Origin of the sequence: Streptomyces sp. NBC_01549, assembly GCF_026339955.1 — a bacterium.
In the GTDB taxonomy this organism is placed as follows: Bacteria; Actinomycetota; Actinomycetes; order Streptomycetales; family Streptomycetaceae; genus Streptomyces.
Genome location: NZ_JAPEPW010000002.1, coordinates 1,155,785 through 1,179,688, shown reverse-complemented (window position 1 = coordinate 1,179,688; position 23,904 = coordinate 1,155,785). Strand labels below are relative to the sequence as shown.

Annotated in this window: 9 protein-coding genes; 6 read left to right on the top strand and 3 right to left on the bottom strand. The window is 72.9% G+C overall.

The annotated features are described in order from the left end of the window. Positions 1-95: 95 nt before the first annotated feature. From OG819_RS40120 to OG819_RS40110, 3 genes are all read right to left on the bottom strand, one after another. Entirely contained in the window at positions 96-1,184 is a 1,089-nt protein-coding gene (locus OG819_RS40120; protein ID WP_266654039.1) for an ABC transporter substrate-binding protein, read from the bottom strand. Positions 1,185-1,304: 120 nt separating this feature from the next. After that, on the bottom strand, positions 1,305-2,183 hold the full coding sequence (locus tag OG819_RS40115) for an ABC transporter permease (RefSeq protein WP_266654037.1): 879 nt from the start codon (positions 2,181-2,183) through the stop codon (positions 1,305-1,307). Further along, on the bottom strand, positions 2,180-3,040 hold the full coding sequence (locus tag OG819_RS40110) for an ABC transporter ATP-binding protein (RefSeq protein ID WP_075025582.1): 861 nt from the start codon (positions 3,038-3,040) through the stop codon (positions 2,180-2,182). Before OG819_RS40110 ends, OG819_RS40115 begins: the two co-directional genes overlap by 4 nt. A 236-nt stretch (positions 3,041-3,276) precedes the next feature. Here OG819_RS40110 and OG819_RS40105 point away from each other — a divergent pair, with 236 nt between their 5' ends. From OG819_RS40105 to OG819_RS40080, 6 genes are all read left to right on the top strand, one after another. Further along, entirely contained in the window at positions 3,277-4,968 is a 1,692-nt protein-coding gene (locus OG819_RS40105) for a sensor histidine kinase (protein WP_266654035.1), read from the top strand. Next, positions 4,965-5,654 (top strand): response regulator, encoded by a 690-nt coding sequence (locus OG819_RS40100; RefSeq protein WP_266632505.1) that lies wholly within the window; start codon positions 4,965-4,967, stop codon positions 5,652-5,654. Before OG819_RS40105 ends, OG819_RS40100 begins: the two co-directional genes overlap by 4 nt. Before the next feature lie 85 nt (positions 5,655-5,739). Continuing rightward, entirely contained in the window at positions 5,740-6,555 is an 816-nt protein-coding gene (locus OG819_RS40095) for an alpha/beta fold hydrolase (RefSeq protein WP_266654033.1), read from the top strand. Between the two features lie 102 nt (positions 6,556-6,657). After that, positions 6,658-7,488, top strand: coding sequence for an alpha/beta fold hydrolase (locus OG819_RS40090; protein ID WP_266654031.1), 831 nt, complete (start codon positions 6,658-6,660; stop codon positions 7,486-7,488). Between the two features lie 277 nt (positions 7,489-7,765). Next, positions 7,766-9,481 carry a fatty acyl-AMP ligase gene (locus tag OG819_RS40085; RefSeq protein ID WP_266654029.1) on the top strand — a complete coding sequence of 572 codons (1,716 nt, stop codon included), beginning with the start codon at positions 7,766-7,768 and terminating at the stop codon, positions 9,479-9,481. Positions 9,482-9,657: 176 nt separating this feature from the next. Continuing rightward, complete coding sequence (locus tag OG819_RS40080) at positions 9,658-23,904, top strand: type I polyketide synthase (protein WP_266654027.1); 14,247 nt, start codon at positions 9,658-9,660, stop codon at positions 23,902-23,904.

Sequence of the window (23,904 nt, the reverse complement as noted above, 5' to 3'; positions counted from 1 at the left end):
GGCGTGGCGCAGAAGGTACCCGCCCGAGTGCTCGTGCTCACGGCCCGGGGCCGCCCAGGTGGCAGGCACCTGGGCGGCCCCGTGACAGGCGAGGCTCAGCCGTTCGGCCCTGCCGGGGTCGTGGTGGTCTTGAAGCCCTCGGTCTTGTTGGCCTGGAGGGCGAAGTCATTGGTGAACGTCTTGCTGAGGTCCACCGACCCCTTCACATTGCCGACCAACTGCTCTGTCGCCAGAGAGGTCTTCGGACCGCCGGCCGGCATGAGACCGTCCGGGAGGAACTGACCCTTGTCCTCGGTCAGGGCCGAGATGTAGTCGGCCTTGGTAACCAACTGGTTCGACACGAACGACGCGGGCAGCTTGTTCGCGATGTCGGCCGCGCTGTGCGTGTTGATCCAGTGCATGGTGGCGACGAGCGCGTCGACGACCTTCTGCGTCGCGTCCTTGTGCGAGTTCACCCAGTCGGTGCGGGCGATCACACTGGCCGCGGGATAGGCACCGCCCATCGCCTGCGTGGCGCCGGCCGTGGTGGCCAGGTCGATCGCGGAGGCACCGACACCCTTCTTCTGGATCGCGGCGACCGTCGGCTGCGTCGTCATGACACAGTCGACCTTGCCGTTCTGCAGCGCGGCGATGGCCGTGGACCCCGCGCCGACCCCGATCCGGTGGTACTGGCTGGTCTTGACGCCCTTCTTGGCGGCCAGGAACTGGGTGAGGGTGTCGGTGCCCGAACCCAGGTCGGTGACGCCGAGGGTCTTGCCCTTCAAGTCGGCGCCCGAGGTGACGCCCGACTTCTTGGTGCACATCTCACGCTCGCCCGGCGCGCCGGAGAGCTGGACGACGTCCTCGACCGCCTTCCCCTTCGCCTGGAACTCGATCGTGTGGTTGTACCAGGCACCCGCCATGTCCACCTGCCCCGAGGCCATGGCTTCCTCGGCGCCGACACCGCCGTCCTGCTCGGTGCTCAGCTGGACGTTGACGCCGTACTTCTTGTAGAAGCCGAGCTGCTGGGCGAGTTGGTACGGCAGGTAGATCTGCTTGTCGAGGCCGCCGGCCATGAGCCTGACCGTCGGCGTGGAGCCCGAACCGCCGCTCGCGGCGGACGAGTTGCCGGAACAGGCGCTGACCGCGCCGAGGGCGAGAACGGTGAGCAGAGACGCGGCGACGGCGACGGGTCGTCTGGACATGGCTGACCACATTCCTTTGCTGAGGGTTCTGAGATGAAGCTGAGGGTTCTGAGATGAAGCTGAGGGTTCTGAGATGAAGCTGAGGGTTCTGAGATGAAGGAGGGGGGAAGTGCCGGGGAGTCAGAGGGAGTTCGCCTCGGTCGGCGCCGGCGGGCGCCACGACAGCAGCCGGTGCTCCAGCTTGCTGATCAGCCACTCGGCGCCGAGCACGATGACCGAGATGACGAGCATCGTCGCGAACACGCCGTTGGGGTCGAACTGGTTCTGCGCGGTCTTGATGACCAGGCCGAGCCCGCTCTGCGCGCCGAGCACCTCGCCGACCAGCGCGCCGACGATGGCGAAGCCGAAGGCGCTGTGCAGGCTGGCGATGATCCAGGTGAGAGCGGAGGGCACGGTGACGTGCCGGATGATCTGCGCCTGCGAGGCGCCGAGCACCTTGGCGTTGGCGAGGATGTTGCGGTCGACCTCACGGACGCCCTGGAAGGCGTTGAAGAAGACGATGAAGAACACCAGCACCGCGGCGAGCAGGATCTTCGGCAGCACACCGATGCCGAACGCGACGATGAAGATCGAGCCGAGGACGATACGCGGGATCGCGTTGACCACCTTGATGTAGGGGCCGAGCACATCGGCGAGGAACCGGCTCTGGCCGAGTGCGACGCCGAAGATCACGCCGGCCACAGCCCCGAGGGCGAAGCCGGCGAGCGCCTCCTGGATCGTTGTCCAGATGTTCGAGTAGAAGGATCCGAACTCGGTGCCGTGCCGGAAGAGGTCGACCAGCCGCTTGGCGATGCCCGACGGCTGCCCGAAGAAGAACGGGTCGACGATCCCCCAGGTGGTGAACGCCTGCCAGCCGCCGATGACGAAGGCCGCGAGGCCGATACGGCCCGCCCACACCAGCGCGGTGCGCCGCCGGGCGGCCCGCTTCGCGGTGGCCGCGGCCGAGGACGGTGCGCCGTCCTTGACCAGCGGGGCGGAAACTGCGGACGTCGTGCTCATGCCGTACCTCCTGCGGTGCGTGCGTAGGCGCGCTCCACCTCCTCGCGCAGCGTTTCCCAGATCTGGTGCTGGAGTTCGATGAAGCGGGGCTGGAAGCGGATCTCCTGGACCGCGCCGCGGGGGCGGGGCAGGTCGATGTCGAAGACCGCCTTGACCGATCCGGGGCTGGACGTCATGACGACGACCCGGTCGGCGAGCGCCACGGCCTCGTCGAGGTCGTGGGTGATGAAGATGACCGACGGACGGATCTGCTCCCACAGGCCCAGCAGCTCGGTCGACATGATCGCCTTGGTCTGCACGTCCAGGGCGCCGAACGGCTCGTCCATGATCAGGATCTTCGGTTCGTTGATCAGCGCCGCGGCCATCGCCACGCGCTTGCGCATACCGCCGGAGAGCTGGTGCGGGTAGCGGTCCTCGAACCCGGACAGGCCCACCCGGCGCAGCCAGTCGCGCGCCGAGACCTGGGCCTTCTGCTTGGGGACGCCGCGGAAGACCGGGCCCATCAGCACATTCCCGAGGACCGTCTTCCAGGGCAGCAGCGCGTCGGTCTGGAACATGAAGCTGACGCCGTCGGTGACGCCGTCCACCTCACGGCCGCCGACCTTGACCGAGCCCTCGCTGGGCCGGTCGAGCCCGGAGACCATGCTCAGGGTCGTCGACTTGCCGCAGCCCGTCGGGCCCACCACCGCGCAGAACTGGCCAGGCTCCACGGTGAACGAAACGTCCTGCAGCGCCGTGAACACCTCACCCGCGGGAGTCAGAAATCGTTTGGTGAGCCCTGAAATCTCGACTCGCGCGCTGTCCTGGCCGCTTTTGTCGGCGACCGTGCTCAACGCGGCATCGTTTCGCGAAGCCATCTGAGGCCGTCTCCTTCCCTAACCTCGGGGTCGAGGAAGGCAGACGCTAGAGGCCGCCCCGTATTACGTCGCTGTTTCAGACGTATCTCGCGTTAGTTGTGTTAACCGGAGTTCTGCACGTTCTGCTCAGTGGGCCAGGGGTGGGCATGGTGTCCCTGGTGGGGCACAATCACGCCACCACGGGTTACGGCGAAGGGGCCGGGCCCGGCAGCAAGACAAGGGCGAAGGCACCTGTGATGCCCATCCGAATCCGGATCGGCCGCGCCGGGAAGGGGAGGCTCTCCGCGCGGATTCTGGCCAACCAGTTGGCCATCCTGGCCCTCTCCGGAGCCATCGGTTTCGTACTGTTCGCGTTCGCTCAGCGGGCCGAGATCGACCGCTCCTACGAGCAGCGGGCGCTGGCCATCGCGCAGACCACGGCCGCCGAGCCGCAGATCCAGCAGGCCATGGAGTACGGCGGTGGCGGCGACATCGTGCAGACCGTGGCCGAACGGATCCGGAACGCGTCGGGGGCGTCGTACGTGGTCGTGATCGACCTGCACGGCATCCGCCACTCGCACCCCACCCCGGCACTGATCGGCGAGCCGGTGGGCGATCCGATCGCGGTGCTCGACGGCCTTCCCCACGTCGGCTCCGACCACGGCGCGACCGGGTGGTCCGCCAATGGCAAGGCTCCGCTGAAGGGGCCCACGGGCACGCTGGTCGGCGAGGTGTCGGTCGGTATCCCGGAACGCGACGTACTCGGCGAGCTGTGGCGGGAGCTGCCCACCTTCGGTCTGTATGCCACGATCGCCACCGCGCTCGGCTCGGTGGCCGCGTTCCTGCTGGCCAGACGCCTGAAGCGGACGACGTTCGGGCTGGAGCTGGAGGAGATCGCCGGGCTGCTGCAGGACCGGGAGGCGATGCTGCACGGCATCCGGGAGGGCGTGGTCGCCTTCGACCCGGAGGGCAGGGTCACCGTCATCAACGACGAGGCCCGCCACCTGCTCGGTCTGGGCACGGCACTGGGCAGCCGGCTGGACGAACTCCTGCCCGAGGGGCGGCTGCGCCGGGCACTGGGCGGCAGCCTCACCGGGACCGACATCACGGTCCTCACCGACGACCACTGCCTGGCCGTCAACCGGATGCCGGTGACGCTGCACGGCCGCGCGCTGGGAGCGGTGGTCACCGTGCGGGATCGCACCGAGCTGGTCGGACTGCTCAGGGAGCTGGACTCGGTGCGCGGGCTGACGGACGCGCTGCGGGCCCAGCAGCACGAGTTCACCAACCGGATGCACACCCTGGCCGGGCTGCTGGACGTGGGCGAGTACGAGTCCGCTTACGAGTACGCCGTCGAGTTGGCCGGAGCCGATCAGGAGCTGACCGAGTCGGTGCGCGAGCACATCGGCAACGCCCTGATGGTGGGTCTGGTCGTGGCCAAGACGACGGTCGCCGCAGAGCGGGGCGTACGGATCGTGCTGGGCGAGGACTCCGCGCTCGGCGAGCAGCCGCCGCATCTGCACCGGCTGCTGACCATCGTCGGCAACCTGCTGGAGAACGCCCTCGACGCCGCGGTCGGCGGACCGGCCCCGGCGGGCGGCCGGGAGGTACGGCTCACGGTCGTCGAGGCCACCACGGAGGTACTGGTGCGGGTGGCCGACACCGGACCCGGCATCCCGCCGGGTGCGGCCGAGTCCATCTTCGAGGACGGCTGGTCGACCCGGCCGGACCGTGGCACCGCCCGGCGCGGCCTCGGACTGGCCCTGGTCCACCGGCTGGTCCAGCGGCACGGCGGCATCATCACGGTCAGCGAGGGGCCCGGGGCGGTCTTCACCGTAACGCTGCCCCTGCCGGACGTCGCGCCCGCGCCGCAGGGCGCACTGTTCACGACGGCCCCGCTGGTACCGGCGGGCGCCCTGGCCGCGGCCGATGGAGGGAAGCGCTGGTGATACGGACCCTGGTGGTGGACGACGACTTCCGGGTGAACGGACTCCACTGCACATACGTGGCCCGCGTCGAGGGCTTCGAGGTCGTCGGCCAGGTGGCGAACGTGGCCGAGGCGCTGGACGCCGTCCACACGCTCCACCCGGAACTGCTGCTCCTCGACATCTTCCTGCCCGACGGCAGCGGCCTCGACGTGCTGCGACAGCTGACCGGCGACGCGGGTGGCGCCCGCCCCGACGCCATCGTGATCACGGCCGACCGGGACATCACCTCCGTACGGACCGCGATGAAGCTCGGAGCCGTCGGATACCTCGTCAAGCCCTTCGGCGCCGACGCCCTGGCCGAGCGGCTCGCCGCCTACCGCGCGCTCCAGCACCGGGTGGACGTCCTGGGCCCGGAGGCGGAGACCGACCAGGCCGACGTGGACGCCCTGTTCAGCGTCGTCCGCCCCACCGCCCTGCCCGCCGTACCGGCCAAGGGCCACTCCGCGCCGACCCTCGCCCTGCTCCACGAGGCGGTCCGCACCGCCCGCCGGGACGTGTCGGCGGCCGAGGCGGCGGAACTCACCGGCGTCTCCCGCGCCACGGCCCAGCGCTACCTGTCCTACCTCGTCCGGGAGGGCATGGTCCGACTGGAGCTCCGCTACGGCGCGACCGGCCGCCCCGAACACCGCTACCGCACCGTGTCCTGACATCGCGACCGGTGCCTGCGGAGCACACTGAAGGCATGCTCACGGCGGGCCGCTCCCGCCCCGCCTCCACCCACAGGAGTCACGCATGCCCCTGCTGCGTACAGGCGACCTGGACCTCTACCACCAGGTCGTCGGAGAGGGCGACCCGCTCGTCCTCGTCCACGGTTCGTGGAGCGACCACACCTCGTGGCAGCCCGCGATCGAGGCCGACCTCCGTGCGTCGTTCCGGGTGGTCACCTATGACCGCCGTGGTCACGGGAAGAGCGAAGCGGGGCCGGGCCCGGGCACCCGCCGACAGGACGAGGACGGCCTCGAGGCCCTGATCGAGCGGCTCGGACCCGCGCCCGCGCACGTGGCGGGCAGTTCCTTCGGCGGGTCGATCGCAATGGGGCTTGCGGCGCGCCGGCCGGAGTTGTTCCGCAGCATCATGGTCCACGAGCCCCCGCTCGTCGCGATCGTGGTCGACGACCCGGACGAGCTGGGACAACTGCGCCCGACGCAAGCCTCGATGGACGCCGTGCTCGCCCATCTCCGCAAGGGCGAGCACCGGCAGGGCGCACGGCAGTTCGTGGAGGAGGTCGCCATGGGACCCGGCACCTGGGACCGGCTGCCCGCCGCCGTGCGCGAGACGTTCGTGCACAACGCGCCCACCTGGCTGGACGAACAGTCCGACCCCGACTGGGCGCAGATCGATACCGACGCCCTCGCCCGGTGCGCCGCACCGGTACTGCTCAGCGGAGGCACCCAGAGCCCGGTGTGGTTGGCGACGATCCTCGACCGGCTGGCCGCGGCCCTGCCACGGGCGCGACGGCAGACCGTCGAAGGGGCGGGACACATTCCCCACGTCACCCATCCGCGGCGGTACGTCGCCGCCCTCACCCGCTTCGTCCGGGCGTCCTGAGGCGCGGGCCCCGCCGCTCGTCGGTACTGTCGGAAGTGATCGCCGCTCGCTCTCCGCTCCTGGTTCCCCGACCGGGCGGCGGAGTGAAGGAGGCAGGGTGTCGTGACCGTGATCTCCCTGAAGTCCGCCGAGGTGCGGGAAGGACTCACGCTGCCCTACGCCGAGGCCGGCTACCCCAGTGGCACACCGGTCGTCTTCGTGCACGGGCTCGGTGACTCCTGGTGGGCCTTCGAGCCCCTCCTCAGGCGCCTTCCGGCCGCCCTGCGCGGTTACGCGCCCACCCAGCGCGGCCATGGCGACGCCGACCGCCCTCCCGAGGGCTACACGCCCGAGGACTACGCCGCCGACCTCGTCGCCTTCCTGGACGCCGTCGCCATCGACCGCGCCGTGCTCGTCGCGTCCTCGAGCGGCGGCGTGGCCGCCCGGATGGTCGCGGGCAGCCACCCCGACCGGATCTCGGGGCTGGTGCTGATCGGCGTACCCGGCACGCTCGAGGACAAGCCGGCGGTGACCGGGATGCGGGAGGCCGTCGAGGGGCTCTCCGACCCCGTACCCCGGGAGTTCGTAGAGGAGTTCGTCTCCGGCGCGGTGGACCGGCCCGTCGCCAGGGGCCTCGTCGAGACGATGATCGAAGAAAACCTCAAGGTCCCCGCGTACGTCTGGCAGGAGACCCTGCGCGGACTGCTCGACACCGATCTGCGCGCGACCCTCGCGGGCATCCTGGTGCCCACCCTCGTCATCTGGGGTGACCAGGACGACCTGCTGCCCGGCGACGACCAGCAGACCATCCTGGACGCCATCCACGGTTCACGCCTGATCGCCTACGAGGGCGCCGGGCACGACATCCACTGGGAGCAGCCCGACCGCGTGGTCGCCGACCTCGCCGCCTTCGTCGCGCACCTCGAACACCCCGCGACTCCCGGCCCGTCATGAAGGCGTGCAGGACGGCCGATTGGCCAGTTACTTATTGAATACCCGCGGTTACATCCATCTGGCCGACAAGACTTGCTATCGTGTTACTCGTTGGTAGCAAGCCGAACGAGGGTCACGAGGGGCCGGCGTATGCATCGCCGCTGCTCCTCGGGCGGGTTGGTCGAGACGGACTGTCCGGCAAGGGGGCCGGGCGGCCACGGCGCCTGCGCATACGCACCCCGCGGCCTTTGAACTCCAGTTTTCTCGCTCACTCATTCGAACAGGTGAGACTCCTCATATGGCTCGTTCCCTGGTCGACTTACTGACCACGCATGCCTCGCAACAGCCGGAGCGGACGGCATACCGCTACCTCGTCACGGGCGACTGCGACGGAGAGATCCAGGACATCTCGTACGGGCGTCTGGCCCGTCGGTCCCGAGCCGTCGCCGCCTGGCTGCAGGAACGCGGTCTGGCCGGATCCCGCGCACTGCTGCTGTACCCGCCCGGCCTGGAGTTCATCTCCGGCTACCTGGGCTGTCTTTCGGCCGGGGTCGTCGCCGTGCCGGGCGTTCCCCCGCAGGGGCGGTCGCAGAACCACCGTGCTCTGACCCGCATGAAGCGCCTGATCGCCGACGCGGACGCCAAGGTGATCCTGGGCGGCCGTGAGGTGCTCGCCACCCTGGCCGCCCAGGGGGAGCACCTGCCCGAACTGGACGCGATCGCCTGCGTCGCCACCGAGGACATACCCGACGAGGCGGCCGACTCCTGGCGTGAACCCGACCTCACCGACGACTCGGTCGCCTTCCTCCAGTACACCTCCGGCTCCACCTCCGCCCCGCGCGGCGTGATGGTGACGCACGGGAACCTGCTGGACAACCAGCGGGCGATCACCGAGCGGATGGGCCACACCCCGGACACGCTCGCGGAGTACGACCACGAACTGTTCGTCAGCTGGCTGCCCGTGTACCACGACATGGGCCTCATCGGCCCGGTCCTGAACACCGTCCACCTCGGCGCCACCGCCACGCTCTTCTCACCCCTGCACTTCCTCCAGCGGCCCGCGCGCTGGCTGACCGCCCTCAGCCGCTACCGCCCGCACACCAGCGGCGGCCCCAACTTCGCCTACGAGCTGTGCCTCAAGCACGCCACCCCCGAACTCCTCGACGGACTCGACCTCGCCCGGTGGAAGGTCGCCTTCAACGGCGCCGAACCGGTACGGGCCGCCACCCTGCGGCGCTTCACCGAGACCTTCGGCCCGGCCGGCTTCCGGCATGAAGCCCTGTATCCGTGCTACGGCCTCGCCGAAGCCACGCTCATCGTCACCGGCGGCTCGGCCGACACCCCGCCCACCCTCGCCGCGGCCCCCGGGTCAAGTCCGCACGCGGGCGCGGCCGCCGTCGGCTCCGGGCGGCCGATCCCCGGTACGACCGTGGTGATCGCCGACGCCGAGCGGCGGGAGGAGCTGCCCGAAGGAGAGGTCGGCGAGATCTGGGTGAGCGGCGCGAGCGTCGCCAAGGGCTACTGGCGCAACACCCTCGCCACCCGCGAGACCTTCCGGGCCACGCTGAAAGACCGTACGGACCGTTTCCTGCGAACCGGAGACCTCGGATTCCTGCGCGAGGGCGAACTGTTCGTCACCGGCCGCCTCAAGGACCTGATGGTCATCGACGGACGCAACCACTACCCGCAGGACCTGGAGCTGTCCGCCGAGATGTCCCACGGCGCGCTCCGGCCGGGCTGCACCGCCGCGTTCTCCGTGGACGGCGGTGCCGAGGGCGAACAGCCCGTCATCGTCGCCGAGACGGCCCCGGACGCGGCGGCCGACTCCGAGCGGATCACCGAGGTGATCCGCAGCGCGATCGGCGAGGCCCACGACCTCGCGGTGCGTGACGTCGTGCTAGTCCACCCCGGCACCATCCCGAAGACGTCCAGCGGGAAGATCCAGCGCCACGCCTCCCGGGCGGCGTACCTCGCCGACGCCCTCGCGGTGGTCGGCGCGCCCGCCGCGAGATGAGGTAGACGAGGTCACCCCGCCGTCGGCGCGGCACCCGCGCCGACGGGCACCCCGGTCGTACCGGCCGTACACCAGGGGTTCCTCAGTCGCGCGCCGGTGCCTCCGCCGCCCACCGGTCGCCGTACCCGTCGTACGGAATCCGTCTGAATCCGAGTTCACGAGGACACCTTTCCCCGATGCATGCGAGCGAGTCCCCGAAGCAGTTCCCCGAGATGTCCGTCACGACCTCCGAGGACGTGCGGGCCTGGCTGGCGTCGGCCGTCGCCGAGGCGGCCGGGCTCGCCCCGTCGGCTGTCGATCCCGAGCGGCCGATCGCCGAATTCGGCCTGGGATCACGCCAGTTGGTGACCCTGGCCGCGGAGCTCTCCGGCCGGATCGGCCGCCCCGTGGAGCCGTCCCTCGTCTTCGACCACCCCACCATCGCGGCGCTCGCCGCGGTGGTCCTCGGCGAAGGGCCCGTCGGCGCGGCGGCGCCGGTGCCGGCGGCCGCGCCGATACGCGGCGACGAGGACATCGCCGTCATCTCCATGGGCTGCCGCTACCCCGGCGGCGCCGACGACCCCGAGGCGCTGTGGCGGCTGCTCGCCGCGGGCGAGGACGCCATCACCGAGGTTCCCGCGGGCCGTTGGGACACTCAGGACCTCTACGACCCCGATCCGGAGGCCCCCGGCAAGGCGTACACCCTGCGCGGCGGCTTCCTGTCCGACATCGACCGCTTCGACGCGCCGTTCTTCGGGATCTCGCCGCGCGAGGCCGCGGCCATGGACCCCCAGCAGCGGCTGCTGCTGAGGACCGCCTGGGAGACGATCGAGCGCGCCGGGATCGTCCCGGACACGCTGAACGGCAGCTCCACGGGCGTCTACATCGGGCTGTACGACAGCGGCTATCTGGCCTCGGCCGCACTCGGCCGACTCGACGGGCACGTGGGCACCGGCTCGGCGTCCAGCGTGGCCTCCGGACGCATCGCCTACACCCTCGGCCTCCAGGGCCCGGCGGTCACCGTCGACACCGCCTGCTCCTCCTCGCTCGTCGCCCTGCACCTGGCCGCGCGGGCGCTGGCCGGCGGCGAGTGCGACCTCGCGCTGGCGGGCGGCGCGACGCTCCTTGTCACCCCGCGCGGACACGTCGAGTTCAGCCGGCTGCGCGGGCTCTCGCCGACCGGGCGGTGCAGCCCGTTCTCCGCCGACGCCGACGGCGTGGTGTGGGCCGAGGGCTGTGGTCTCGTCCTGCTCAAGCGGCTCGCGGACGCGCGCCGTGACGGCGACCGGGTCCTCGCCGTCGTCAAGGGGTCGGCCATCAACCAGGACGGCCGCAGCCAGGGCCTGAGCGCCCCGAGCGGCCCGGCGCAGGAACGGGTGGTGCGCGCCGCCCTCGACGCGGCCGGACTCCGCCCGTACGACCTGGACCACGTCGAGGCGCACGGCACGGGCACCCGGCTCGGCGACCCCATCGAGGGCCGGGCGCTCGCCGCCGTCTTCGGGCCGGGGCGCCCGGCCGACCGGCCGCTCGGCGTCGGCTCCCTCAAGTCCCACATCGGTCACACCCAGGCCGCGGCCGGCATCGGCGGCGTCATCAAGACGGTTCTGGCCCTCGGCCACGAACTGCTCCCGGCCTCGCTGCACGCCGGCACCCCGACCGAGCACGTCGACTGGGCGGGCGGCGGCCTGCGGGTGCACAGCGGAGCCCGGGCATGGCCGCGGGGCGGCGACCGGGTGCGGCGGGCCGGGGTGAGCGCGTTCGGGATCAGCGGTACGAACGCGCACGTGGTGCTGGAGGAGGCGCCGCGGGACCTGGTACGGCCGGCCACCGGGACGCCCCCGGCGGAGTTCCCCGGCGCGGCCCTCTTCCCGCTGTCCGCCCGTACCCTCCCCGCCCTCCGGGGCCAGGCCGCCCGCCTTCTCGAAGCGCTCGACGAACAGCCGCGGCCGCCGCTGCCCGGTGTGGCCGCGACGCTGGCCCACCACCGCACGCACTTCGAGCACCGGGCCGTCGTGCGGGCGGCCGACCGCGACGACCTGCTGACCGCCCTGCGCGCACTCGCGGAGGGCCGAACCGACAGCGGCACCGACGGCGGTACCGCTATCGGTACCGACAGCGGCAGCGATACGGTCGTCGGACCCCAACAGGTCATTCCCACAGGCAAGTTGGCCTTCGTCTTCCCCGGTCAGGGCTCCCAGTGGACCGGCATGGCCCGCGATCTGCTCGACCGCGACCCGGTGTTCGCGGACGAACTCGACCGCTGCGACGCCGTCCTGCGCCCTTTCACCACCTGGTCGGTGGCCGCCGTGCTGCGCGGTACCGCGGGCGCCCCGCCCCTGGACCGCGTGGACGTCGTGCAGCCGGTCCTGTTCGCCGTGATGGTGTCCCTGGCCGCGGTGTGGCGGGCCCGGGGCGTACGGCCGGACGCCGTGATCGGGCACAGCCAGGGCGAGGTCGCCGCGGCCTGCGTCGCGGGCGCGCTCAGCCTGAGCGACGCCGCCGCGGTGGTCGCCCTGCGCAGTCAGGCCCTGACCGGGCTGTCGGGCACCGGCACCATGGCCGTCGTCGCCCTCCCGCACACCGAGGTCGAGGACCGCCTCACCGACCTCGACGGACGGGTCTCGGTCGCCGCCGTGAACAGCGGCCGCTCGACGGTGATCACCGGGGACGTCGAGCCGCTGGAGGCCCTGCTCGCCGACCTCGACCGCGAACAGGTCTTCGCCCGCCGCCTCGACGTCGACTACGCCTCCCACAGCCCCCGGGTCGAGCCGGTCCGCGCGACGGTCCTCGACGAACTCGACGGCGTCACCACCTGCCCGACCTCCGTCGCCTGGTACTCCACCGTCACCGGCGAGCCGGTCACCGAGGAGCTGGAAGCCGACTACTGGTACACCAATCTGCGCGAACCCGTCCGCTTCGCAGCCACCGTGGAGCGCATGGCGGCCGACGGCTACCGCTGGTTCGTCGAACTCGGCCCCCACCCCTCCCTCGTCACCGCCCTGCGCACCGTCGCCGAGGACTCCGGCCACGAGAACCTGGTCGCCGTCGGCTCGCTGCGCCGGGACGAGGACGGGCCCGCCTGCCTGGCACGGGCCGCCGCCGAACTCCACGTCCACGGGCGGCGGATCGACTGGCGTCGGCTGGTCCCCGACACCGCCCCCGCCGACCTGCCGACCTACGCCTGGGATCCGCGGCGCCACTGGATCGAGCCCGAGTCCACCACCGACGCCCCCGGCCTCTTCGAACGCGCCGCGCACCCCCTGCTCGGCATCCAGCTCCAGTCGCCGGACGAGACCCGCTGGACCTTCCGGGGCGAGTGGTCCCGGGCCACCGCCGACTGGCTGCCCGACCACGCCGTGTTCGGCCGGACCGTCGTCTCCGGCACCACCCTGATGGAACTGTGCCGCGCCGCCCTCGCCGTGGCCCGCCCGGACGACCCGGCCGACCTCACCGACCTGCTCCTCCTCAGCCCTCTCACCCTCCCCGGCTCCGGAACGGTCGAGGTGTCCGTCGAGGTGGTCACCGCCGGTCCCGTACCGGAGATCACCGTGCACAGCCGCCCGCGCGCCCAAGAGGCCACGGGCTGGACCCTGCACGCCACCGCGTCAGCGTCCGCGCCTGTCGCGCCCACGGCGGATCGGCCCCCGGCGTGGCCGGAGGCGGCCGAACCGGCCTGGACCCCGGGGACGTACGAGCGGCTCGCCGAGCTGGGCCTCGGCTACGGGCCGGCCTTCCAGGGCGTACGGTCGGCGGTCGCGACCGGCGACGGTGAACTGCTGGCCCGGCTCTCGCTGCCGTCCACGGCCCGCGACGCGGCCGACCCGTACCCCCTCCACCCGGCCCTGCTGGACGCCGTACTGCACGTGGCCGCCGTGTTCGACACGTCCGACGGCCGGGTGCTGCTCCCGGTCGCGGTGGGCCGCTGCGTCCTGCCGCCCGGTGGCGCGAGGGACCTCACCGCGGCCGTACGACGCACGGGCGGCTCCGACACGGACCTCACCCTGGACATCACGCTGTGGGACGCCGACGGCCTCCCGGCCGGTCGTCTGGAGGGCGTACGACTGCGGGCCGCGGACCCGGCGGACCTGAACGGCGCCTCGGAGAACGCCCGGCACCTGTACGAGGTGGTCTGGACGGCCGTACCCGAACAGCCCGCCGAGGCGCCGGGCACCGAGTGGGCCGTCGTCGGGGACCCCTCGGACCCGGAGGTCGCCGGGGCCCTGCGCGGCCTCGCGGCGGCGGGGATCCACGTCCGGAGCGGGACGGGCGACGCGGACGTGAGCGGGACGGGCGGTGCCGACGTGCTCGTACGGTTCTGGCCGCGCACGGCGACGGACGCCGAACCGGCCGCCGCGGCACAAGAATTGGCGGCCACGGCCCTGGCCGAACTGCGCGCCCTGATCGCCCTTCCGCGGGACGAGGCACCCGCCCGGACCGTGTGGGTGACGCGCGGAGCGGTCGGGGCCGTCGACGAGGACACCGTGCCCGGCCTCGCCCAGTCGGTGCTGTGGGGGCTCGCCCGCAGCGCCCGCGCCGAACACCCGGACCTCGGCCTGACCCTGCTCGACCTCGACGACTCCGACCCGGCGGATGCGCTCCTGGCCGCCACCGCATACGCCGAGGAGCCCGAACTCGCCTTCCGCACGGGCGCTCTGCTCGCGCCACGGCTCGTACGGGCCCGTGACCGGGACGCGCTGCGGATACCGGCGGGGGACCGGTACGAGCTGACCGGCCTTCCGGCGAACCCGACCCTGCGCGTGGTGGAGCCCCAGGAGGTGCCGGCCTCCGGGCAGGTGCGGATCCGGGTGCACGCGGCCGCCCTGCCCGGCGCCCCCGGCGACGCGACGCCGCGCGCCGGAGTGCTCACCGAAGCAGGCGCCGACGTCGAGGGTCTTGTCCCCGGCCTGCGAGTCGCCGTCCTCTCCGACACCCCCATCGGCTCCGAGCTGATCGCCGACGCGGGCGGGGTCGAAGTGCTCGCGGACGACCAGCCGTTCACGACCGCGGCCGCCGGACCGGACCGCCCCCACCACCAGGTCCTGCCCGTCACCGCCGCGCACGAGGCGACACGGCGGCGGCACGCGTCCGGCGTCCCCGTCGTCCTCGACCTGGCCGGCGGCCGTCCCGCCCTCGTACCCATCGACGGCACGGTGCTGATCACCGGCGGTCTCGGTGCCGTCGGGCGGCACATCGCCCGGCTCCTCGCCGAACACGGCGTTCCCCGCCTCCTGCTGACGTCTCGTCGCGGATCCGACGACCCGCGCGCCGCCGAGGTCACCGCCGAACTGACCGCGCTCGGCGCCGAGGTCGAGGTCGCGTCCTGTGACATCGCGGACGCGACGGCCGTGGCCGACCTGCTCGGCCGTATCGGCGAGGAGTCGCCGCTGCGCGGTGTCGTGCACTGCGCCGGCGTCCTGGCCGACGGGGTGGTCGCCGAGCTGACACCCGAACGCCTCGCACAGGTACTGCGCCCCAAGGTCGACGGCGCCGCCCACCTGCACCGGCTCACCGCCGACGCCCGACTCGACCTCTTCCTGCTGGTCTCCTCCGCCGCCGGAGTCGTCGGCAACGCGGGGCAGGCCAACTACGCGGCGGCCAACGTCTACCTCGACCAACTCGCCCACCACCGGCGGGCCCTGGGCCTGCCTGGCACCTCCCTCTCCTTCGGCGCCTGGGCGGGCGAGGGTCTCGCCGCCGCACACGCCGACCTGGAGCGCATGGCCCGCCTCGGTCACCGCGCCCTCACCCCCGAACAGGGCCGCGAACTCGTCGAACTCGCCCTGCGCCGGGGCGCCCCGCACCTGGTCGCCTGGGCCCTGGACCTGCCGCGCCTGCGCGACAGCGCGGCCGCCACGGGCGACGCCACGGCGGCGGTGTGGCGCTCGCTGCTGCCCGCGCCCCGCACCGGCCGAGGCGACGGCGAGGCTCTCGCCGACCGCCTGGCCCGACTGCCCGAGGCCGAACGCGCCGAACGCGTCCTGGCCCTGGTCCGCGAGGAGGTCGCCCGCGCCCTCGGCCTGCGCTGCGCGGAGTCCGTCCGCCCCGACCAGCCGCTGCGCGAACTCGGCATGGACTCGGTGACGGCGGTCGAACTCCGCAACCGCATCGGCGCCCGGATCGGGGCCGGACTCCCGGCCACCCTGCTGTTCGACCACCCCACCGCGGCCCGGCTCACCGCGTACCTGCTGTCCACCGCCCTCGCGGCGGGCGGCCGCACCATGCCCGCCGCGCGGCCCACACGCGCCACGACGACGGCCTCCGACGAACCGGTGGCCCTCGTCGCCATGGCCTGCCGGCTGCCGGGCGGAGTGAGCGATCCGGAAGGCCTGTGGAACCTGGTCGCGGAGGGGCGCGACGTGGTGGGCCCCTTCCCGGCGGGACGCTGGGACGTGGCGGCGCTGTACGACCCCGACCCGGACGCCATCGGCAAGTCGTACGCCCGTGAGGGCGGCTTCCTGAACGACCACGACCTCGAGTCCTTCGACGCGGGCTTCTTCGGGATCACCCCGAAGGAGGCGGCCGCGATGGACCCGCAGCAACGGCTGCTGATGGAGACGGCGTGGGAGGCGCTGGAACGCGCCGGAATCGTGCCCGCCGAACTCGCGGGCAGCACCACCGGTGTGTACGTCGGCATGTTCGGCAGCGACTATCTGGCGGGCTCCCGCCTCGACCAGTTGGACGGGTATGTCGGTACGGGCTCGGCGCTGAGCGTGGCCTCGGGGCGGCTCGCCTACGCGCTCGGGCTCAATGGTCCCGCGCTGACAGTGGACACGGCGTGCTCCTCGTCGCTGGTCGCGCTGCACCTGGCGGCGCAGGCGCTGCGGTCCGGGGAGTGCGACCTCGCGCTCGCCGGCGGTGTGACGGTGATGGTGACCCCGGGGACGTTCGTGGAGTTCAGCCGGCTGCGGGGCCTGTCCCCGACCGGCCGCTGCCGCTCCTTCTCCGACGACGCCGACGGCGCCATCTGGGCCGAGGGCGCCGGCATGGTCGTACTGAAGCGACTGAGCGACGCCCGGCGCGACGGTGACGAGGTGCTGGCCGTGCTGCGTGGCACGGCCGTCAACCAGGACGGCCGCAGTCAGGGGCTGTCCGCGCCGAACGGTCCGGCGCAGGAGCAGGTGATCCGGCGGGCGCTGGAGCTGTCCGGGCTGGAACCCGCCGACCTCGACTACGTGGAGGCGCACGGCACGGGCACCACCCTGGGCGACCCGATCGAGGCGAACGCCCTGGCGGAGGTCTTCGGCGACTCACGCCCACAGGGCCGCCCCCTGTACCTGGGCTCGCTCAAGTCCAACATCGGTCACACGCAGGCCGCTTCGGGTGTGATCGGGCTCGTCAAGGTGGTGCAGTCACTGCGCCACCGGACTCTGCCGCGCACCCTGCACGCCGACACCCCCAGCAGGCACGTCGACTGGGAGCACAGCGGGCTGCGGCTGGTGCGGGACACGGCGGCCTGGCCGTCGTCACCCGGGCGGACACGGCGGGCAGGAGTGAGCGCCTTCGGGATCAGCGGAACCAACGCGCATGTGATCGTGGAGGAGGCCCCGCCGGTCGAGCGGGCGGATCCGACGGGGGAAGTCGCCCCGGAGGACAGGCTGTTCGTGCTGTCGGGGCGCAGCGAGGCCGCCGTGCGGGGGCAGGCCGCGCGACTGGCGCACTACGTGACCGGGGAGAGCGCCGCGGACATAGCTCTCCCCGATGTCGCCCACACCCTGGCCCGGCACCGTAGCCACTTCGAACGGCGTGCCGCGGTCGTCGCGGGTGACCGGGACGGACTGCTGGCCCGGCTCGGCGCGCTGGCGAGCGGGCGGGCGCCCCTCACCGCGCCCCGTGAGGACCGGACGGGCAAGGTTGCCTTCGTCTTCGCCGGGCACGGCGGTCAATGGCCCGGCATGGGCCTGGAGCTGATGGCCGGGTCGGAGGCGTTCCGCGAGGAACTGGTCCGCGTCGACGATGCCGTTCGCCGACGCGTCGGCTGGTCGGTGCTCAACGTGCTGCGGGCGCCGGAGGAGTTCGCCCCGTTCGGCCGCACCGAGTTCCTGCAGCCGGTGCTGTTCGCGGTCAACGCGTCGCTGGCCGCGGCCTGGCGCGCGCTCGGCATCGCCCCGGACGCCGTCGTCGGGCACAGCCTGGGCGAGATCGCCGCCGCGTACAGCGCGGGCGCCCTCACCCTCGACGAGGCCGTGACCGTGGTGACCGGACGCGGGCAGGCGGTCGTACCGCTGGTGGGTGAGGGCGGCATGCTGTCCTTGGAACTGCCGCCCGCACACGTCGAGGAGCTGCTGACGCCCTTCCCCGGTCGGTTGTTCGTCGCGGCCGTCAACAGCGCGCGCTCCACGGCCGTCTCCGGTGAGAGCGACGCCCTGGCCGAGCTGCGTCAGCGCCTCGACGAGCAGGGGATCGCCGCACGCCCGCTGTCGACACCGTTCGCCTCGCACACGCCCCTGATGGACCCGCTTCGCGCGCAACTGCTCGACCGCTTCTCCGGAGTCCGGGGCGTTCGGGCGCCGACCCCGCTGTATTCGGCGGTGCTCGCCGAACCCGTCTCCGGCGACCGGCTCGACGCGGACCACTGGTACGCCAACCTCAGGGAGCCCGTCCGGTTCGCGGACACGATCCGACGGATGCTGGACGACGGCTACCGCTACTTCGTCGAGCTGAGCCCGCACCCCTCCCTGACCTCGTCGATCGAGGCGGTGGCGGCGGAGGCCGGGATCGACGCGGTCGCCGTCGGCTCGCTGCGCCGGCAGCGCGACGGACGCGACGTACTGCTGCGCGGGCTGGGGGAGTTGTACACGGCCGGGCACACGCCCGACTGGCCGGCGCTGTTCCCGCGGGGCCGCCGGGTCGACCTGCCGACGTACGCCTTCGCCCGCGAACGCCACTGGCTCGCGCCCGCCCGGGCCGGCGCCTCGGCCGGCGGTTCGCCGCTCCTCGACACTCATCTCGAGGCCAGCGACGAGTCCGACCGGCACCTCTTCCAGGCCGACATCGACCTCGACGACAGCCGCTTCGCCTATCTGACCGACCACCGGGTGACCGGAGAGGTCTGGCTGCCCGGCGCCGCCTTCCTCGACATGGCCCTGGAGGCCGCTTCCGAACTGGGGGACGGGGGCGAAGTACGGCTGGCCGACGTCAGGTTCGTACAGCCGCTGTCCCTGGACGCGAACAGACCCGTACGCCTGCAACTGGTCCTGCGGCCCGCCGAGGGCGGTTTTCGGGACTTCACCATCGCCTCGACGCCCGCCGGCGGACCCGGCGCGTCGTGGGAGCGGCACGTCAGCGGACGCGTCGCGGTCACCACCGAACCCGCGGCCGATGACGACGAGCGGCTCGCCACCGTGCGCGAACGCTGCGACGAACAGGTCGATCTGCCGGCCGTCTACACCGGGCTCGCCGCCCTGGGTATCGAGTACGGCCCCGCCTTCCGGGGACTGGAGGAGGGCCACCGCGCGGACGCGGCGGCCCTCGGTCGCCTGACGCGGACGCCCGCCGCCGGTCATCTGCTGCATCCCGCCGTCCTCGACGCGGCCTTCCACGCGGCCGCTCTGCCGGGCGGCGCGCCCGAGGACCGGGCGTTCGTGCCCGCGGCCGTCGGGCGGCTGAGGTTCACCGGACGGCGCACGGCGCCCGTGTGGGTGACCTGCCGACTGCGTTCAGTGGACGGCGACACCGCGAGCGTGGACCTGCGGCTGTGGGACGAGGACGAACAACTGGTCCTGGAAGCATCGGAGTTCGAGCTGGCCGCACTCTCGCCACTGGACGGCGCGCTCTTCGAGACCCGCTGGCAGCCGCGCCCGGCCGCGCAGCAGCCGCCCGCCGACGGCAGCTGGCTGATCCTGGCGGACGACACCGGCGTCGCGGCCGAACTGAGGGAGCGGCTCGGCTCGGCCGAGCCGAGCGTGATCGCCCGCAGGGGTGAGTCGTTCGCCACGGAGGGACCCGGTCGTTACGTACTCGACCCCGCCGATCCGCGGCACCTGGCCCGCCTCCTGGACGAGGCCTTCCCCGACGGGCCGCCCGAGCGAGTGGTCCAGCTGTCCGCGCTCGACGCCCCGGCGATCACGGATGCCGACGCTGCCGAGGAGGCGGCGCGGCTGTGCTGCCTGAGCACGCTGCATCTGGTACGGGCGCTGGCGGACCGGCCGCGGGGCAGGGCTCCCCGCCTGTTCGTCGTCGCACGGGGCAGCCAGGCCGCCGGTGACAGCGCGCGGGTGACGCACCCTCAGCAGGCCCTCGCCTGGGGCTTCGGCCTCGCGGTGGCGCAGGAGTACCCGGAGCTGTCGACCACCCTGATCGACCTGCCGCCCGCCGACGGTGTCGACGCCCTGTGGACACAGTTGCGGCACGCGGACGACGAACGGCTCGTCGCGCTCGGGGAGTCGGGCCGACTGGTGCCGCGCCTGGCTCGCACCCGCCCCGACGACGGAGGCAACGGCGAGGTCACCCCCGACGGCATGTACCTGATCACCGGCGGTCTGGGCGGCCTCGGCCGGGTCGTCGCCGAACGACTGGTCCGCCGCGGCGCCCGCCGACTGGCCCTGATCAGCCGGGGCGAGCCCGACGCGCACACCACGAGCTGGATCAAGGGCCTCGAAGAACTCGGCGTCACCGTGTGCCTCGCCCGCGCCGACGTCGCCGACCGCGAGGCTCTGACGGCCGCCCTGGACGCCGTACGACGGGCAGCGGGGCCGATCGCCGGAGTCGTCCACGCGGCCGGTGTCCTCGACGACGCGACGGTGGCGAACCTGACCGACGAGCGCGTCCTGCGCGTGCTCGCCCCCAAGGTCCTGGGCACCACCCTGCTCACCGAACTGATCCCGGAGGCCGGGACCCTCGTCCTGTTCGCGTCGGCGGCCGGTCTCCTCGGCTCCGCGGGGCAGAGCCCGTACGCGGCGGCGAACGCCTTCCTCGACGCCTGGGCGCACCACCTCGCCCACGCCGACCGCCGGGCGCTGAGCCTGGACTGGGGCGCGTGGGCCGGCGTGGGCATGGTCGCCGAGTCCAGCACACGGGCCGCCGGGACCAGCAGGTCCGGGCTCATCGCGCTCTCCCCACAGGACGGCGGCGAACTGTTCGAACGCGTGCTGACCACCTCCCGCCGCCAACTCGCCCCCATTGCCCTGGACTGGGAGACCCTCGCGCTCGACCCGGACGCGGCACGCACCCGCCCGATCCTCGGCGACCTGATCACCGTCCCGACCGGCGGCGAGGACGCGGACGACCTCGTCGCGCGGGTGTTCGCGGCGACGACGGACCAGGACCGCGCGGAGCGCCTCGAAGCGTATGTACGGGCCAGGGTCGGCCAGGTCTCCGAAGGCACGACGGACCTCTCCGCGACCACGGCCCTGAAGGAACTCGGCCTGGACTCCCTCATGCTCGTCCGGCTGCGCAACACCTTCGCCCGCGAACTGGGCGCCGAACTCCCGGCCGCCACCGTGTTCGCCGCCTCCGACATCCGCGGCCTGGCACGGGCCCTCGGCGAGGTGCTGCCCGAACGAGACACGGTCGCGCAAGCTGTCGAGCGGCGGCCGGAGGCCACCGTCGAGGTGCCCGAGAGCGAACCGCGACCCGTGACCCGCGATGTCGTACGGCTGTTGCGCAGCGCCCAGCCGGGCATGCCGGACGGGGCCCACGCCGTCGGCCTGGCCGTCCGGCTCACCACACCGACCACCCGCGAGGCGCTCACCGACATCCTCACCCGCCTCGCCGGACGGCACGCCGCGCTGCGTACCGCGATCGTGTCCGGCGCCGGCGGCGGATCCGGGCGGCAGTTGCGGGTGGACCGGGAGCCGGCACGACCGTTGCTGCGGTGGACGGACGTGGCCGCCGAAGGCGAACCCGACGCGGCCGACCGGCTGCGCCGGCTGCTGGAACCGCGGTTCGACCTGGAGAACCCTCCGCTGTGGCGGTTCGAGCTGCTCGATGCCGGTGCCCGGGGCCAGGTCCTGGCGTTCGGCGCGCACCACGCGGTGAGCGATCTGCAGTCGCTGCTGCTCGTGGCGGGGGAGCTCGACGCCGAACTGTCCGGCACCCCGCTCGGCGACGCCGTCACCAACCGGGACATCGACCTCCTGATCGAGGCGCAACAGACGGACGACACCCCCGACGAGGACGCGGCCGCATGGCGCGAGGCCTTCCGGGGCAGTGCCCGGCTCGATCTGACGCTCGCCCGGCCCCGCCCGGCGACGCACTCGTACCGAGCCGGCACCGTGAGCGTGACGATCCCCGACGGGCTCATGCAACGGGTCTCGGCCGCGGCGAGCGGGCTCGCGATCACACCCGCCGCCTTCTGCCTCGGCACCCTGACCGTGCTGCTGGCCAGGATGCGGCAGAAGGAGCGTTTCGTCCTCGCCGTGCCCGTGGACACCCGCATCCACGTCGACGCGTACGACGCCGTGGGCTTCTTCGGAGTGCCGGTGCCGTTCCCGGCCGAAGTCGGGGCGGGCGAACGGATCGAGCAGATACTGCGCCGCACCGACGGCCGCCTCCACCGCGTCCTGGCGAAGGGCACCATGTTCTCGGACGTGCTGGCGACCCTCGCCAAAGAGGGCCTGCACAGGGCGAACGCGCCGCTCGTGGAGGTGTACTTCAACTACGTACGCTCCTCGGCGGGCCGCCTCGCCCACCTGGAGGTGCTGCCCGCCGGGACGGGCTACTCCGACCTCGACCTGATGGTCACCATGACGCCCGACGCGGGCCGGATCCGGCTCGACCACAACCTCGACATCCTCGACGCGACGACCTCTCTCGAACTGGGGGAGGAGTTCCTGCGACTGCTCGCGGAGGCGGCGGAGGATCCGACGGTGGCGGTCGAGGTGACCCCGGCGTCGACCGAGGACACCCGCCCCTCTTCGCGCGGTTCGCTCGCCCTCGCCGCCACCTTCGCCCTCGGCGATCTGGCCCTGCTGTGCGAGGCGGCGGTCGAGGAGGGCGCGCGGGACGGCGGTCTGACGGTCGCGGAAGCTCCGTACCACCAGGTGCTGGCCGGCCTGCGCGACCCCTCCGGCGTCTTCGCCGACCCCACCGCGGCGGTGGGCGTGGTGCTGCTGCGGGCGGCGGATCTGGAACGGTTCGGCCCGGTGGACGACGCGCTGCTCGCCGAGTTGCGCACCGCGTACCCGGCCGCGCTGCGGGCCCTGTCCGAACGGACCCGCAAACCGCTGATCGTCGGCTTCCCGCCGTCCGCGCACGCGCAGGACCGCTTCGCGCGGTGGGAGCGGGAGATCGCCGACGAAGTGGCCGAGGTGCCCGGCATCGCGGTGCTCCGCCCCGACGACTGGACCCGGTGCCACGCCGTCGAGGAACGCTTCGACGAGCGGACCGAGCGGATCGCGCACCTCCCCTTCACCCCGCGCTTCCAGGCGGCGGTGGCGCTGTGCCTCGCCGATGTCGTACGTGCGGTACGGCGTCCCGTGCCCAAGGTGATCGCGGTGGACGGCGACGAGACACTGTGGGGTGGAGTGGCCGGGGAGATCGGCCCGGAGGCAGTGGACCTGACCGGCCCGCGTGCCCTGCTCGCGCGCCGGCTCCTTCAGTGGCGTGCGGCGGGCGTGCTGCTGGCGCTGGTCAGCAACAACGACGAGGACACGGTACGGGCCGTCCTGGACCGCCCGGACAGCCTGCTCAAGGCGGAACACTTCAGCGTGCTCTCCGCGACCTGGGGCCCGAAGTCCGGCCGGCTCGCCGAGGCGGCCCGGGAACTCGGCCTCGGCCCGGACAGCTTCCTGTTCCTCGACGACAACCCCGTCGAGATCGCCGGAGTGCGGTCCGCGCTGCCGGAGGTGCTGTCGGTGACCTGCCCGCCGTCGTCCGTACTGCGGGACTTCCTGGGCCGGTTGTGGCCGCTCGTGCCGGCCGCGGCGACGGCCGAGGACGCGCTGCGGGCGCGGTTCTACGAACAGGAGCGGGACCGGGACGCCGTGCGCGCGCAGGCCGGATTCGAGGAGTTCCTCGCGCGATTGGAACTCGAGGTCGACATCCGGGCCCTGTCCGAGGCCGACGTCGAGCGGGCCGAGCAACTCGTCCGCCGCACCAACCAGTTCACCCTGCGCGCCCGGTCCGCCGACGGCGCCGATCTCGCACGGTGGCGGGAGCGCGGCGAGGTGTGGACGGCCGCGGCCCGGGACCGGTTCGGTGACTACGGCCAGATCGGACTGCTCGCACTGCGTGCGGACGGTGACCAACTCGACGTACCGGCCTGGCTGATGAGCTGCCGGGCGCTCGGCCGGGGAGTCGAGGAACGCCTGTTGCGGTGGCTGGCCAACCGCGCCGAGGAACTGGGCTGCGCCAAGGTCCGGTTGACCGCGGAGCGCACCCCGCGCAACGTACCGGCCCGCCGCCTGCTCGCCGCCCTCGGTGGCGGTGACCAGGACGACGAGCGCCTGGAGACCGTGGTCACGCCGGAGCACCTGCGGGCCTTCCGGTCCTGGCGGCGGGGGTGA

Coding starts and splice junctions, on each gene's coding strand:
- OG819_RS40085 (WP_266654029.1), top strand. CDS start 7,766: ATGGCTCGTTCCCTGGTCGACTTACTGACCACGCATGCCTCGCAACAG.
- OG819_RS40120 (WP_266654039.1), bottom strand. CDS start 1,184: ATGTCCAGACGACCCGTCGCCGTCGCCGCGTCTCTGCTCACCGTTCTC.
- OG819_RS40105 (WP_266654035.1), top strand. CDS start 3,277: ATGCCCATCCGAATCCGGATCGGCCGCGCCGGGAAGGGGAGGCTCTCC.
- OG819_RS40110 (WP_075025582.1), bottom strand. CDS start 3,040: ATGGCTTCGCGAAACGATGCCGCGTTGAGCACGGTCGCCGACAAAAGC.
- OG819_RS40080 (WP_266654027.1), top strand. CDS start 9,658: ATGCATGCGAGCGAGTCCCCGAAGCAGTTCCCCGAGATGTCCGTCACG.
- OG819_RS40115 (WP_266654037.1), bottom strand. CDS start 2,183: ATGAGCACGACGTCCGCAGTTTCCGCCCCGCTGGTCAAGGACGGCGCA.
- OG819_RS40095 (WP_266654033.1), top strand. CDS start 5,740: ATGCCCCTGCTGCGTACAGGCGACCTGGACCTCTACCACCAGGTCGTC.